Source organism: Candidatus Flexicrinis affinis, assembly GCA_016716525.1.
In the GTDB taxonomy this organism is placed as follows: Bacteria; Chloroflexota; Anaerolineae; order Aggregatilineales; family Phototrophicaceae; genus Flexicrinis; species Flexicrinis affinis.
The window spans coordinates 1,818,261-1,832,074 of the sequence record JADJWE010000001.1; the positions used below are offsets into that span (position 1 = coordinate 1,818,261).

Genomic DNA, 13,814 nt, shown 5'->3' on the forward strand with positions numbered 1-13,814 from the left:
CGCTTACGATTTTGTACGTTGTTGACCGACAAATGACCTTATCCCGTTTCGCTCGTCCGTATGAAGACAATCCGTCGCCCCGGCACCGGCTGGTGGTCGACCATGTGAGCCTGAGTTTCGGGGGCGTCAAGGCGCTTAGCGACGTAAGCCTTCAGGTCGAACCCGGCACGATATTCGCCATCATTGGCCCCAACGGCGCCGGCAAGACATCGATGCTGAACTGCATCTGCGGCCTATACCGCCCGCAGCACGGTCACATCTGGTACGGTGACACCGACCTCGTCAAGACCGCGCCACACCGCCTCGCCCATCTGGGAATCGCGCGATCATTCCAGAACATCGAGCTGTTTAGCCACATGACCGTGCTCGACAACCTGATGCTGGGCCGCCACGTCCACATGAAGAAGAATCTATTGTCCGCCCTGCTGTACTGGGGCAGCGGGCAGGCTGAGGAAATCCGCCACCGCGAGTTTGTCGAGCATGTCATCGACCTGCTGCAAATTCAGGGAATCCGCAAGCAGCTCGTCGGCGCGCTGGCGTATGGTCTGCAGAAGCGTGTCGAACTGGGCCGCGCGCTGGCGACCAATCCCGGTATGCTGCTGCTTGACGAGCCGATGGCCGGGATGAACGTGGAGGAGAAGGAGGATATCGCACGGTACGTGCTCGACATCAACGAGGAGTGGGGCGTCACCATCATCCTGATCGAACATGACATGGGTGTCGTCATGGACGTCAGCGATACCGTTGCCGTACTCGACTTCGGGCGATGTATTGCGGTCGGCACGCCGGATCACGTCCGCTCCGATCCCGCAGTCATCAAGGCATACTTGGGCGAACAGGAATGACGGGCCACATCGAACCCGCTACCCTTCCGCAGCAGCTGCGCGCCAACGCGGCACAGATCGGCAGCGCCATGGCCCTGCGCGAGAAGCGCTTCGGCATCTGGCAGTCGATCACGTGGGCGGAGTACTTGACGCGCGTGCGCAACTTTGCGTTGGGGCTGCACCGGATGGGCTTTCAGCGCGGCGATCGCATCGCCATCCTCGGTGACAACCGGCCCGAGTGGGTGATCGCGGAAGTGGCCGCGCAAGCATTGGGCGGGGCAAGCGTCGGGATCTACCAGGACTCGGTCGTGAGCGAGGTGGCGTATATCGTCGACCTGTGCCAGACGCGCTTCATCGTCGTCGAGGATCAAGAACAGGTCGACAAGCTGCTTGATATCTGGGACGACCTCGAGACGGTCGAGTCGCTCATCTACTTCGACCCGCGCGGCTTGCGCCGCTACGACGGCGATTTCCTCGTCGCATTCCCCGATGTGGAGTCGACCGGGGCGGCCATGCATGCCGAACAGCCCACATGGTTCGACGAGCAGGTGAACCTCGGCAAGTCCGACGATGTCGCCATCGTCAGCACCACATCAGGCACGACGAACAAGCCGAAGCTGGCGAAAATCTCGCACGGCAACCTCCTCAGTATGGCGGATGGTCTGACGGCGGTCGACCACTTCAAGCCGCATCACGAATTCGTGAGTTTCTTGCCGCTGGCGTGGATCGGCGAGCAGATGATGTCGATGGCATGCGGCATGCGTGTCGGCTTTGCGCTCAACTTCCCGGAAGAACCGGAGACCGTGCCGCACGACTTGCGTGAGATCGGCCCGCACATCATGTTCGCGCCGCCGCGCATCTGGGAGAACATGCTCAGCACGGTGCAGGTCAAGATCGAAGACGCCGACCGGGTCAAGCGCACGATCTTCAACTGGGCGCTGACCGTCGGCAGGCGCGCGGCCGACCTCAAATTCGCCAACAAGCCGATGACGTTCTGGCAGCGGGCCGGGCTTGCGGCGGCGCGAGTTCTCGTGTTCCACAACCTGCTCGACCAGCTCGGACTGCGTCGGATCAAGTGGGCGTACACGGCAGGCGCTGCGCTCGGCCCCGACGTGTTCCGCTTTTTTCACGGCCTCGGCGTAAACCTCAAGCAGGGTTACGGGCAGACCGAAACGACCGGCATCTGTGTCATCCACCGTGACGACGACATCAAGTTCCAGACCGTCGGAACGGCGATGCCGGGGGCGGAGGTCGCGACCGACCCACACGGCGAGATTCTGGTGCGCGGCCCGATGTGTTTCTCCGGCTACTTCAATAATCCCGAGGCAACCACCTCGACCCTTACCGAAGACGGATGGGTACACACCGGCGACGCCGGTTACTTCGACGAAGACGGGCACCTGATCGTCATCGACCGCGCCAAGGACGTGATGACGCTGCACGACGGCACGCGCTTCTCGCCGCAGTTCATCGAGAACAAGCTGAAGTTCAGCCAGTACGTTCGTGAGGCGGTTGTCTTCGGCGGCGACAACTTCCCCTACGTGACGGCTATGATCAACATCGACTTCGGCAACGTCGGCAAGTGGGCTGAAAACCACAAGACCGCCTACACCACATATACCGATCTGTCGCAGAAACCGAACGTCTACGAGCTGATCCGGCGTGAGGTCGAACGCACCAATGTCGATCTCCCGGGTGCAGCGCGCATCCGGAAGTTCCTGCTGCTGCACAAGGAACTCGACGCCGACGACGCCGAACTCACCCGGACCCGCAAGGTGCGCAGAGGATATGTCGCGTCGCGTTATCAAGAGCTGATCGACGCGCTGTACGGCGACCACGACGAGGTGCGGATCACGTCGACCATCACGTATCAAGACGGGCGCACCCAGACTCTCGATGTCGCAATCCGCATCGAGGCGATGGAGCCGGTGCCGGGCGGAGTGGCGAGCTGATGGATCCGAACGAAGTCCTCAAGTTCCTTCGCCTCACGTATACAGGGTTGAGCGACGGTGCGCTGTTGGCCTTAATTGCGCTCGGCCTCGTTCTGGTATTCAAGTCCACCGATGTCATCAACTTCGCCCACGGCGAGTTCATGCTGTTGGGCGGGTTCGTCGGCTATCAGCTGCTGACGATCACGGCGGGATGGGGCATCGACCCGACGCTTGGGACGATCATCTCCGTGGCCGCGCTGGTGGTCGCCATGGTGATCGTCGGCACGCTGGTCGAACGACTGGTCCTGAGGCCGCTCATCGGAGAGCAGATCATCTCCGTCATCATGGTGACGATTGGACTCAGCAGCATCATCGACGCAATCGTGGGTCTGGCATGGGGCACCATTCCGCAGCCCCTGCCCTACTCGATCGTGCCGGAGGCGTTGGCCGGGCGCTGGCAGATCGAGATGGAGGGAGCGCGGCGTCCGTTGAATCTTCCGCAGGAGGCGATGCTGACGATCCTCGTCGTCGTTATCCTCGTCGTCTTGCTGATGCTTTTCTTCAAGCGCAGCAAGTACGGGATCGCCATGCGCGCCACCGCCGACGATCAGCAAGCGGCAATGAGCATGGGCATCAGCATCCGCGTAGTGTTCGGGCTGACGTGGTCGATGACGGCCGTCTTGGCAGGCCTTGCCGGTCTGCTCATCGGAGAACTGACCAACGCCGTCGGAGGCGATATTCCGGTTGTCGGCCTGCGCGCATTCCCCGTCATCATCCTCGGCGGGTTGGACAGCATTGCCGGCGCGATCGTAGGCGGGTTTAGCATCGCCATGCTGGAGACCTACGCCAGCGGCTACGTCCACCCGTCGCTGAAGAACGTCGTCCCGTACGTGGCATTGCTGATCATCCTGATGATCAAGCCGTACGGGTTGTTCGGACAAAAGCGGATCGAGCGAGTGTAGAGCGATGGCGACGCAGAGCGGGATCTACCACGAGACCTACGGCAGCGACATGCAGCTGCGCCCCACGACGATGCAGCGCGTTCGCCTCGCGCTGGTGGCGGCCCTGCTGGTGGTCATCCCGTTCGTGGTGGATTCGTCCACACAGCGGCTCGTCAACACCGTCGTCATTGCATCGATCGGCGCAATCGGGCTGAACGTCCTGGTCGGGTTCACCGGGCAGATCAGCCTCGGTCAAGGCGCGTTCCTCGCAATTGGCGCGTACGCGTGCGGACTGCTGCAAGTGTACTTCGCCGTGCCGTGGCCGATCGCTCTGCTCGCGGCGGCGTTCATCTCCGCGCTGCTGGGCGGCTTGATCGGCTTGCCCTCGCTGCGGCTCAAAGGGCTGTACCTTGCGGTGGCAACCCTCGCTGCACAGCAGATCGTCGAGTGGGTCATCATCAACTGGGACCCGATCGATGGCGAGATCAACGGGCGGGCGACGGACGCGCTGCGCATTCCCGGTAATGCGCTGTTCGGCAACGCCGACCTGCGGCTGAACAACAACGATACGCTGTTCTACGTGGTTGCCGCGGCAATCCTCGTCGTGGTCGCAATGGCGACGACGAACCTGTTTCGCACACACATCGGCCGCGCATTCGTCGCGATCCGCGATCAAGACATCGCGGCTGAGGTCATGGGTGTGAACCTGTATCGCTACAAGGTTCTAGCGTTCATGGTATCGTCGTTTATCGTCGGGATCGCCGGCGGCTTGCTCGCGCTGCAAAGCACCGCGATCAGCTTCGAACGGTTCACGCTGTCGGTCAGCATCGAGTATCTCGCCATGATCATCATCGGCGGGCTGGGCACGGTCAGCGGATCGATCTACGGCGCCGCATTCATCGTCGTGCTACCGGAACTGCTGCGCTCGGTCGGGCGCGCGCTGGCCGGAACCGATCCGGCCTCGCTGAGCGAGTTCAATCGCGTGCTGCCGTTCGTTCAGGAGGGTGTGTTCGGTGTCGTCATCGTCGTCACGCTCATCATCGAGCCGGAAGGCATTCAACGAATATGGCGGACGATCAAGGATTATTTCCGACTGTGGCCATTCAGTTACTAATTAGGGGGAGCCATCGCAGGATTGCATCGTAGACTCAAGTAACCGCTTCTCCGGCAGCGCGCGACACCGTGTGGCGCGCTGCGGGCGGCGCAGTTGCCGTTGACCATGTTAGCCAACTGGGAGGCTTAACCATGATGAAACGAGTGATCGTACTACTGGCCGTGTGCGCCATGCTGATCGTTGGATCGGCCGGGGCGCAGAGCGGGGAACCCATCAAGATCGGCGCGATCTTCGATCTGAGCGGAGCGACAGGTGACGTCGGTACGCCCTATGCGGATGGCGTGATCGCATACGTGACCGCCCTGAACGAAAGCGGTGGCATCAACGGCAGGCCGATCGAGTTGATCTCAGCGGACTATGCCTACAGCGTCGAAACGGCCGAACAGCTTTATGCGCAGTTTGTGGCAGAAGGCGTCGTCGTGTTCATGGGCTGGGGTACGGGCGACACGCTCGCGCTCGTCAGCCGCATCGCCGAGGACGAGATTCCGTTCATCTCCGCGTCGTATTCGGCATCGCTGAACGACCCGAACGGAACCGCACCCTACAACTTCCTCATCGCCACCACCTATGGCGACCAGCTTGAGATCATGATGATGCATATGCTGGATCAGTGGGAAGCTGACGGCAACAGCGCGTCCGACATGCGGATCGCCATCTTCCACAACGACAGCCCGTTCGGCACAGACCCGATCGAACAAGGCGAGACCTTTGCAAGCGGCGCAGGTGTCGGCGGCGTACTCGCCATTCCGATGCCGCGCGGTGCGACCGACTTCACCGCCGAGCTGCAGCAGGCCGACGACTTCGGCGTGACGCACATCATCGTTCAAAACGTGTCTAGCCCGGCCGCGCTGCTGGCGCAGAACGTCTTCGACTTCTTTGGCGGAACTGGCATGGTGCACTTTGGCTGCCTCAACTGGTGCGCCGATGAACTGTTTGTGAACCGTGCCGGCGCCGCCGCTGAGGGCGCGCTCGGCGCGATCCCGTTCACGCCGACGACTGTCGAGGTCGAAGGGCAGGAAGGGCCGCGTGAGTTCCTCGAAGCACGCGGACAGACGCTCGAGGAAGCCTCGCTGCACTTCTCGCAGGGATGGGCTGCCATGGACGTCATGGCCGAGGCGATCCGCCGCACGCTGGATGCCGGCCTCGACCTGACCGGCCCGAACATCCGCGCGACGCTTGAGACCTTCGAAGACTACGAGACGGGCGGCCTGCTTGCGCCGGTGTCTTTCAGCGCCGAAGACCACCGCGGTAATCGCGCGTTGAAGATTTATCAGGTCGAAAACGGTGTCTGGGTCGAATCGAGCGACTTGATCGACCTGCGCGCAATGGAGTAGTTTGTCTGCACCTGTGGGGGCGTCTCGCGACGCCCCCTATCGCATATCCCCTCCGGAGGCACATATGCCACGCGAACGCGCCGCGCATCATGCGCTGCTCTCGCTCAACAACGTCGAAGTGATCTATAACGACGTCATCCTCGTGCTGAAGGGCCTCTCGCTGCAGGTACACGAAGGGGAGATCGTCGCGCTGCTAGGCTCCAACGGCGCCGGCAAGTCGACCACGCTGAAGGCGGTGAGCGGGCTGCTCAAGCCTGAGAATGGTGCCGTCACCGACGGGACAATCGTGTTCGACAATCTGTTGATTCAGCACCGTGACGCGGCACAGATCGTGCGCGACGGGGTCTTTCAAGTCATGGAGGGGCGTCGGATCTTCGAGCACCTCAACGTCGAAGAGAACCTGCGCGCCGGTGCGTATACTGTGAGCGATCCGCAGCAGGTACGCGACCGCATCGAACTCGTTTTCAGCTACTTCCCGCGTTTGTTCGAACGCAGGTATCAGGTTGCCGGCTTCCTGTCCGGCGGCGAGCAACAGATGTTGGCGATTGGTCGCGCGCTCATGGCGAACCCGCGTGTCATCCTGCTCGATGAGCCATCGCTCGGCCTCGCGCCGCTGTTGGTGCGCGAGATCTTCGACATCATCAAGCGAATCAACGACGAGCAGGGCACGACGATCCTGCTGGTCGAACAGAACGCCAGCCTCGCCCTCTCGATTGCCCACTTTGCGTACATCATGGAGAACGGGCGCATCGTTCTTGACGGTACGCCAGACGATCTACGCAGCAACGCCGACGTGCGCGAGTTCTACCTCGGCCTGACCGAGGTCGGCCGGCGCAAGAGCTACCGCGATGTCAAGCACTACCGCCGCCGCAAGCGTTGGCTGTCTTAGCCACGTCCCGTCTCACGATTCACTTACCAGCTTTGAGTCAATCCTTCAGGCGCGCTTAGGCTTCGATTTACTTTTAAGGCCTAATGTTTAGGGCGTCTATTCTTTAGGAGTGCTAACGATCGTCCATGTCCGACATCCCCCACCCTCGCGAGATTGCACAGGCGGCACTGGAGATCATCCCATTCATCATGCGTGTGATGAGTGCGGAGATCCGCTCCGGCGGCCACGATCTTTCGGCGGGCAACATGGGCTTGCTCGGGCAGCTTAACGAGGCCCCGGCCACGCTAGGTCATCTTGCGACGGTTAACCGCGTCAGCGCGCCGACGATGTCGAACACCGTCACCGTGCTCGAAGAGCGCGGACTTGTGCGGCGCGTACGCGATACCGAAGACCGGCGCATCGTGCGGGTCGAGATCACCGATGCCGGGCGCAAACTCCTGAAGGATATTGACCGTTACACGGCCGAGCGCATTAGCGAGTTTCTGGAGCCCCTGACCGACGACGAACGCGTGACATTGCTCAGCGGGCTGCGCCTGCTCAGCCAAACGTTCGCCAAGGCGATGGGCAGCTACCGGCCAATGGAACGAATCGGGCATGGTTCGATATCGGAAGATCAGGACGAGGCGTAGAGGCAAGGTATGGATTCCATCAATCGTGAGATCGTTGCGGACAATCTGGTCAAGCGATACGGCGATTTCGCCGCAGTCGACGGCGTGTCATTCAAGGTCGAAAGCGGCGAAATCTTCGGATTTCTTGGCCCTAACGGCGCAGGCAAGTCGACCACTGTTCAAATGCTGACGACGCTCGGACTCCCGACGTCTGGGCGTGCCACAGTCGGCGGGTATGACATCGTGTCGCAAGCCGCAGATGTCCGCCGAATCGCCGGTGTCGCGCTGCAGGACATCGGGCTTGACCCGATCATGAAGTCGCTCGAACTGCTCACCATTCAGGGCCAGCTCTTCGGCGAGACGCGTCGAGATGCGCTGAAACGGGCCCACAAGCTGCTCGATATTGTCAAGCTGTCGGAGTACAAGGACCGGCGAGTTGGCAAGTACTCGGGCGGTATGCGGCGCCGCCTCGATCTAGCGCTGGCGCTGGTGCACCGGCCGGAGATTCTGTTCCTTGACGAACCCACCACCGGCCTCGACCCGGCCAGCCGACGCGACATTTGGGCGGAAGTCCGGCGCCTAAATCGCGAATACAACATGACCATCTTCCTCACGACCCAGTATCTGGAGGAAGCCGACGAACTGGCCGACCGCATCGCGATCATCAACCGCGGGCAAATCGTCAGCGAAGGTCAGCCGGCAGCGCTCAAGGCTGCGCTGGGCAAGGAATCGGTGAACGTGACCCTGCGCGATACCGTAAGCGCCGAGCGCGCCGCCGAGACGCTCAAGGATATGTTCGAGAAGACCCAGATCGATCGGCGCACCGTTCGCCTGTACCGTGCCAACGCCGCCGAAGTCGTCCCCGCCGTGGTCAACCGTTTGACCAGCGCCGACCTCGAAGCGGTTTCGCTCACGCTCACCCAGCCGACTCTCGACGACGTGTTCCTCGAAGTCACGGGACAGCGGTTCGAAGTCGAAGAAGAATCCGTTCCCGCCGAAGCCTAACACCACAGCCCGAATTCTAGAGGAGATCACCCCATGACTGCGATCACCCGCAGCACGACGACGCTTGCTGCAACCATGGATGGCCGTTCCCGCGTGATGCCGTTTGTCGGCCAAGTATTCATGCTGACGTGGCGCACGCTCGTCACCAACTTCCGAGTGCCGGCGGTCGTCCTGCCGCCAATCGTCATCAGCGCCTTCTTCCTGCTGGTGTACCAATCGACGCTGGGCGGGGCGTCGGGATTTATCCCCGGCCTGCGCGGGCAGAGCTACCTCGGCTTCATCCTTCCGCTGTCGGTCGTGAGCGCGGCTCTGAGCGGCGCAGGCGTGGCCGGGCAGAGCATCGTGCGCGACATCGACAACGGCTACTTCGATAAGTTGATGCTGACGCCGGTCAGCCGTGCAGCGCTGCTGCTTGGGCCGATGCTTGCCGGTGCTGTCATCCTCGCGCTGCAGACCAGCGTCGTCGTCGGGCTTGCAGTCCTGCTCGGCCTTGAGCCGGCGACTGGATTTGCCGGCATCCTCGGCGTGATCGGCTTCGCGCTGTTCCTCGGCACGGGCTTCGCCGGCTTCACTGTGGGAATCGCGCTGTTCAGCGGTAACGCGGCGGCGACACAGGGCGCGAGCTTCATCTTCTTCCCGCTGTCGTTCCTCGCGCCGACGTTCGTTCCGCTGGAGCTGCTCACGGGCTGGATCAAGACGGCCGCACAGTTCAACCCGATCACGTACATCCTCGACGCGATGCGAACGATCTTGAACACAGGATGGGACACCGATATCATACTGCGCGGCCTGTCAAGCTGCGCGGTGCTGGCAGTCGTGTTGTTCGCCTTCGCGACCTTCGCCCTGCGCGCGCGCACCAAGCGGCGCTAGTCTGCTCAATTCGTCGTGACTCGGCGGGCGGCCTATCGGTCGCCCGTTTCGATTCGCGGGCAGGTTCGCCGGAATCGCCCACCCCGGTTGCGCGTTTCTCGAAACCCTCATATCGTGAACCTATCGCGGGCTTCATTTACCTTGAGGGAGAATCTTCATGAAGCACATGCGCAGCATTTTCGCCTTGATGATGGTTATACTGGTCGCAGCGGCCTGTCAACAAGGCGGTTCGTCCGGCGGGGGTGGTGGTGGCGGAAGCACGAGCGGCTCGCCGACTGACGTGGCCAAGACGTTCTTTGAGGCGGCGTTTGCAGGCGACGCCGATGGCGCACGCGCGGCGCTCTGCGAGGCTCAGGCCGGGGAAGCAGAAGCGATTGCGCAGGCGTTTGGCGGTCTCGCTGCGGCAGTACCGGGCGTAGAGGTCACGTTCGACTTCTCCGAGCTGACCTATACCGCCAGCGACGTTACCGACACGACCGCCACGGTCGCAGTAGGCGGCGAAATATCGGTGACTGCCGCAGGTGTCGAGCAGGCGGTTCCCGTTGACGGCATTCCGCCGCTGCAGGTTGTCGTCGAAAACGGCGCGTGGAAGCTCTGCCCGACAAACGAGGGATAAAAGACGGCCGCTGTTTTGACAAGCTCAGCGTGACGCGATAGACTGCCCTGCATGGCTTGTGGGGCAGTCTTTTTGATTCCCTGCGTGCCAGTAGCGTTTTTGTTCGAGTGGAGGTTGTAACCATGCTAAGGAAAGCACTGGTCTTTACCCTTGCCGCCGCGGTGCTGATGCTCGCCATCGCACCTGTGGCCGCTCAGGCCGAGGTCGGCCCGATCACACAGCGCATCATTGATCGCGGATCGTTGATCTGCGCCGTGAACGCGATCGTCCCCGGTTTCGGTTCACAGAACGATGCCGGTGAGTTCAGCGGATTCGACATCGATGTCTGCCGGGCTGTCGCCGCTGCAATTCTCGGTGATGCCAACGCGGTAACGTACCGCGCCATCACCGCGGCTGAGCGCCCGACGGTGTTGGCCTCGGGCGAGGCAGACATGATCAGCCGTAACACGACGTGGACGCTGCAGCGCGACACCGAGTGGGGCGCCACGTTCGCACCGACCACCTATTACGATGGCGCGGGCTTCATGGTCAAGACGGCCTCGGGTGCTGCCACAATCGAAGACCTCGAAGGCGGCACGATCTGCACCAACGCCGGCACGACCACTGAGCTGCAGGTCACCGACGCGTTCACCGAACGCGGTCTGACCTTCAACCTGCAGACCTATCAGGACTTCGACGCCGTGATGGCCGCGTTCGACTCTGATGCTTGCGACGCCGTGTCGACCGACCAGTCCGGTCTGATTTCGCGCCGTGCGACCTCGGCCGACCCCGGCTCGTACACCATCCTTCCGATCGTTATCAGCAAGGAGCCACTCGGCCCGTTGAGCCCGCAGAGCGACGAGCAGTTCGCCGACATCATCCGTTGGACGGTCTGGGGCCTGATCACCGCTGAGGAACTCGGTGTGACCAGCGAGAACGTCAACGATATGCTGGCTTCCGACAACGTCGACATCCAGCGCCTGCTGGGCCAGAACAACAACAACGCTGGCGCGTATCTCGGTATCGCCAACGACTTCATGGTGACCGTGCTTAGCGCGGTCGGCAACTACGGCGAAATCTTTGATCGCCACCTCACCCCGCTGGGTGTGGAGCGCGGCGTCAACGCGCTGTGGACGAACGGTGGTCTGATCTACGCGCCGCCGTTCCGTTAAGACATAGGTGATGTGAACGCGGCGGGGACGAGGTCTGTTCCCCGCCGCGTCGTTTTAGAGGTGGTAACGAGAGCGGTTCAACATGGCCTATATCCAGAAATTGATCCCGCCCCGCTATCTTAGGCTAGCATTCGCGGTTTTCTTTCTCGCTGTTCTGTTGCTGCCTTATTGGTTCGAAGTCATCGCACCTTCCTCCGGCGAGCTGCAGGGCTATCGCATTACAGGTATCGGCGATGACGCTGTTTGGCTGTTGTACGTCGCCGCTGGCCATGCGCTGGTCGGCGCAGTGCTCGGGTTTGTCGGTGCTATAAGCGGCCCGAATGCGCGCCTCGTGCTGGTGTTTGCAGGCGTCTTGGCCGCCGCGTATTTCATATTACGGCTGCTGGTCCCTGCCTCCATCGCATTGGACCCTGCGGGTATCGATCCGGCTGTTGCGCTGCAACCTGCTGCGGGGTATTGGGCCGGGCTGATCGCTACGGCTGTACTCCTCGCGCAGTTTGTCCTGATTCGCGCCGACGGGCGCATCGATGACAAAAAGCTGCCCCTACCGCTTCGGATCGGCGCACGATTGCTCGGAGACGAGCGGCTGATTAAGGCGGCGCTCCAGCTCGCGTTTACAGCAATCGTGATTGTCGCCGCAATCGGGCTGGCTCGCAGCGTGGATTCATCGCTCCGCGAGAAGAATCTGGCGCCGAACTTCGACTTCTGGAGCACGCGTGCTGGCTTCAGCATCGGTGGCGCAGAAGGCTACTACTCGCCCGACGAATCCTACTGGCGGGCCTACGTCGTCGGTGTCGAAAACACGATCCGGGTCGTCATTCTGGGCCTGCCGCTTGCGACCATCGTCGGAATCTTCTTTGGCGTCTGCTTGCTAAGTACGAATTTCCTCGTGAAGACCATCGCGCGGGTCTACGTCGAGATTCTGCGCAATACGCCGCTGCTGGTACAACTGTTTGCGTGCTATTTCATCCTTGTGTTGACGCTGCCGGCAATCCGGTTTGCGATCGAGTTTCCGCAAGGCAACCCGCTCGTCGCCTTATCCAACCGTGGCTTGGTACTGCCAGCGTTCTACCCCACTGACCGCTTCATTCCATTTGCCGTGATCGCCGTCGTCGGGTTCGTGATGGCATACGTCGTACACCGCGAACTCGGCCAAATCTCCGAAAAGACCGGAAAACCGACGCCGAAGCTGTGGATTGCGCTGGGTATCGTCGCTGCGGCGGTCGTCATTGGATGGGGTGTTGCGACGTTTGCCCCTGCTCCCGAAACCGTAACAGTCGCAAGCGGCAGCGAAACGGTCGAAATGCCGGTTGGCGAGGCGATGTCGCAGAATCTGCTGACGAACGAACAGCTTCGCGAGGTGTCGCGGTCCCCGCTGGTGATGGAACAGCCACGGCGTCAGGGCTTGCGGTACGTCTCGGGCGTCAACTATTCCGGCGAGTACATCGCGCTCCTGCTTGGACTCGTCATCTACACGTCGGCGTTCGTCGCCGAGATCGTTCGGGCCGGCATTCAGGCGGTCGACAAGGGACAGGTCGAGGCAGCGCGCGCACTGGGCTTCGGCTATAGCAAGACGCTGCGGCTCATCATCTTGCCGCAAGCCCTCCGCGTAATCATTCCGCCGATGGGCAATCAGTATTTGAACCTCGCCAAGAACTCGAGCCTCGCGATCGCGATCTCGTATGCCGACCTGTTCCAAGTTAGCAACACCATCATCAACCAGTCCGGGCAAACGGTCTCCGTGTTCGTCATCATCATGGCGACGTACCTCACCATGAGTCTGCTCATCTCATACGTCATGAACACAGTCAACAGCCGGTTCCAGTTGGTCACGCGTTCGCCGCAATCAGGCGGCGGCCTATTCGCGATCTTCGCGCCGCACGGGGCAATAGGATCGCTTGTCCGCAAAGCCGTGCCGCAGCGGGGAGGCAGATGAGATGGCACTCGAAGACGCCTCTGGACGATCGGTCATCCACAACGAGGAACCCGCACGCCGGCACGCGCCGGTAAGCTCGACGGGCGCGCTCGGCTGGATACGACATAACCTGTTCCGCACACCCTTCGATGCGATCTTGACGGTCCTGTCCGGCCTGCTGATCTGGGCCGTGATCAGCAGTCTCGTCTCGTGGGCAGTCACCGACGCCAATTGGTTTGCCGTTACGCGCAACCTCAGCCTGTTCATGCTCGGCTCGCTGCAGGCTGACCCGGGCTCGGTCACCAACGTGCAGATCCTGACATTGATCCTTGCTGCAGCGGTCGGCATCAGCCTCGCCTCGTGGACTCGTCTCGGTTTGCGGGCGTGGATCGTGCTTGCGGTGGTCGCCGTCGTGATGATCGTCTTGCCCACGATCATATACTCGACGACCGAACGGGCAAGCGCGCTGTTCAGTTCGGGCGAAGTGGGCATCGTCTCTGGAAGCCTGACCGAAACCCCGCTGGACACTGTCGCGTTCATCGCGGCTGAAGGCGACGAGCTCATCCTACAAGTTGCGCCGATCGAAGGCGACAGTGGCTTGTCGTCAATCGCGGCC

General features: G+C 61.7%; 12 protein-coding genes. All 12 read left to right on the top strand.

Translation table 11 applies throughout. The annotated features are described in order from the left end of the window. The first annotated feature begins 32 nt into the window (after positions 1-32). Entirely contained in the window at positions 33-845 is an 813-nt protein-coding gene (locus tag IPM16_07850) for an ABC transporter ATP-binding protein (GenBank protein MBK9123023.1), read from the top strand. Beyond that, positions 842-2,776: an AMP-binding protein gene (locus tag IPM16_07855; protein MBK9123024.1), complete on the top strand. Its 1,935-nt coding sequence runs from the start codon at positions 842-844 to the stop codon at positions 2,774-2,776. Before IPM16_07850 ends, IPM16_07855 begins: the two co-directional genes overlap by 4 nt. Continuing rightward, complete coding sequence (locus IPM16_07860; GenBank protein ID MBK9123025.1) at positions 2,776-3,717, top strand: branched-chain amino acid ABC transporter permease; 942 nt, start codon at positions 2,776-2,778, stop codon at positions 3,715-3,717. The genes IPM16_07855 and IPM16_07860 overlap by 1 nt, the downstream gene beginning before the upstream one ends. A gap of 4 nt (positions 3,718-3,721) precedes the next feature. Next, the gene (locus IPM16_07865; GenBank protein MBK9123026.1) at positions 3,722-4,810 is read left to right on the top strand and encodes a branched-chain amino acid ABC transporter permease; all 1,089 of its coding nucleotides are present in this window, start codon (positions 3,722-3,724) and stop codon (positions 4,808-4,810) included. Between the two features lie 131 nt (positions 4,811-4,941). Further along, positions 4,942-6,144, top strand: a complete 1,203-nt coding sequence (locus IPM16_07870; GenBank protein MBK9123027.1) for an ABC transporter substrate-binding protein — start codon at positions 4,942-4,944, stop codon at positions 6,142-6,144. A gap of 94 nt (positions 6,145-6,238) precedes the next feature. After that, on the top strand, positions 6,239-7,033 hold the full coding sequence (locus IPM16_07875; protein ID MBK9123028.1) for an ABC transporter ATP-binding protein: 795 nt from the start codon (positions 6,239-6,241) through the stop codon (positions 7,031-7,033). 125 nt (positions 7,034-7,158) lie between these two features. Next, a complete protein-coding gene (locus IPM16_07880; protein ID MBK9123029.1) occupies positions 7,159-7,662 on the top strand; it encodes a MarR family transcriptional regulator in 504 nt (167 codons plus the stop codon). 9 nt (positions 7,663-7,671) lie between these two features. After that, the gene (locus tag IPM16_07885) at positions 7,672-8,646 is read left to right on the top strand and encodes an ATP-binding cassette domain-containing protein (GenBank protein ID MBK9123030.1); all 975 of its coding nucleotides are present in this window, start codon (positions 7,672-7,674) and stop codon (positions 8,644-8,646) included. Positions 8,647-8,679: 33 nt separating this feature from the next. Then, positions 8,680-9,516, top strand: a complete 837-nt coding sequence (locus tag IPM16_07890; GenBank protein ID MBK9123031.1) for an ABC transporter permease — start codon at positions 8,680-8,682, stop codon at positions 9,514-9,516. 157 nt (positions 9,517-9,673) lie between these two features. Beyond that, on the top strand, positions 9,674-10,132 hold the full coding sequence (locus tag IPM16_07895) for a hypothetical protein (protein ID MBK9123032.1): 459 nt from the start codon (positions 9,674-9,676) through the stop codon (positions 10,130-10,132). Positions 10,133-10,254: 122 nt separating this feature from the next. Continuing rightward, the gene (locus IPM16_07900; GenBank protein ID MBK9123033.1) at positions 10,255-11,283 is read left to right on the top strand and encodes an amino acid ABC transporter substrate-binding protein; all 1,029 of its coding nucleotides are present in this window, start codon (positions 10,255-10,257) and stop codon (positions 11,281-11,283) included. Between the two features lie 82 nt (positions 11,284-11,365). After that, entirely contained in the window at positions 11,366-13,219 is a 1,854-nt protein-coding gene (locus IPM16_07905; protein ID MBK9123034.1) for an ABC transporter permease subunit, read from the top strand. Positions 13,220-13,814: the final 595 nt, after the last annotated feature.

Coding starts and splice junctions, on each gene's coding strand:
- IPM16_07850 (MBK9123023.1), top strand. CDS start 33: ATGACCTTATCCCGTTTCGCTCGTCCGTATGAAGACAATCCGTCGCCC.
- IPM16_07855 (MBK9123024.1), top strand. CDS start 842: ATGACGGGCCACATCGAACCCGCTACCCTTCCGCAGCAGCTGCGCGCC.
- IPM16_07860 (MBK9123025.1), top strand. CDS start 2,776: ATGGATCCGAACGAAGTCCTCAAGTTCCTTCGCCTCACGTATACAGGG.
- IPM16_07865 (MBK9123026.1), top strand. CDS start 3,722: ATGGCGACGCAGAGCGGGATCTACCACGAGACCTACGGCAGCGACATG.
- IPM16_07870 (MBK9123027.1), top strand. CDS start 4,942: ATGATGAAACGAGTGATCGTACTACTGGCCGTGTGCGCCATGCTGATC.
- IPM16_07880 (MBK9123029.1), top strand. CDS start 7,159: ATGTCCGACATCCCCCACCCTCGCGAGATTGCACAGGCGGCACTGGAG.
- IPM16_07885 (MBK9123030.1), top strand. CDS start 7,672: ATGGATTCCATCAATCGTGAGATCGTTGCGGACAATCTGGTCAAGCGA.
- IPM16_07890 (MBK9123031.1), top strand. CDS start 8,680: ATGACTGCGATCACCCGCAGCACGACGACGCTTGCTGCAACCATGGAT.
- IPM16_07895 (MBK9123032.1), top strand. CDS start 9,674: ATGAAGCACATGCGCAGCATTTTCGCCTTGATGATGGTTATACTGGTC.
- IPM16_07900 (MBK9123033.1), top strand. CDS start 10,255: ATGCTAAGGAAAGCACTGGTCTTTACCCTTGCCGCCGCGGTGCTGATG.
- IPM16_07905 (MBK9123034.1), top strand. CDS start 11,366: ATGGCCTATATCCAGAAATTGATCCCGCCCCGCTATCTTAGGCTAGCA.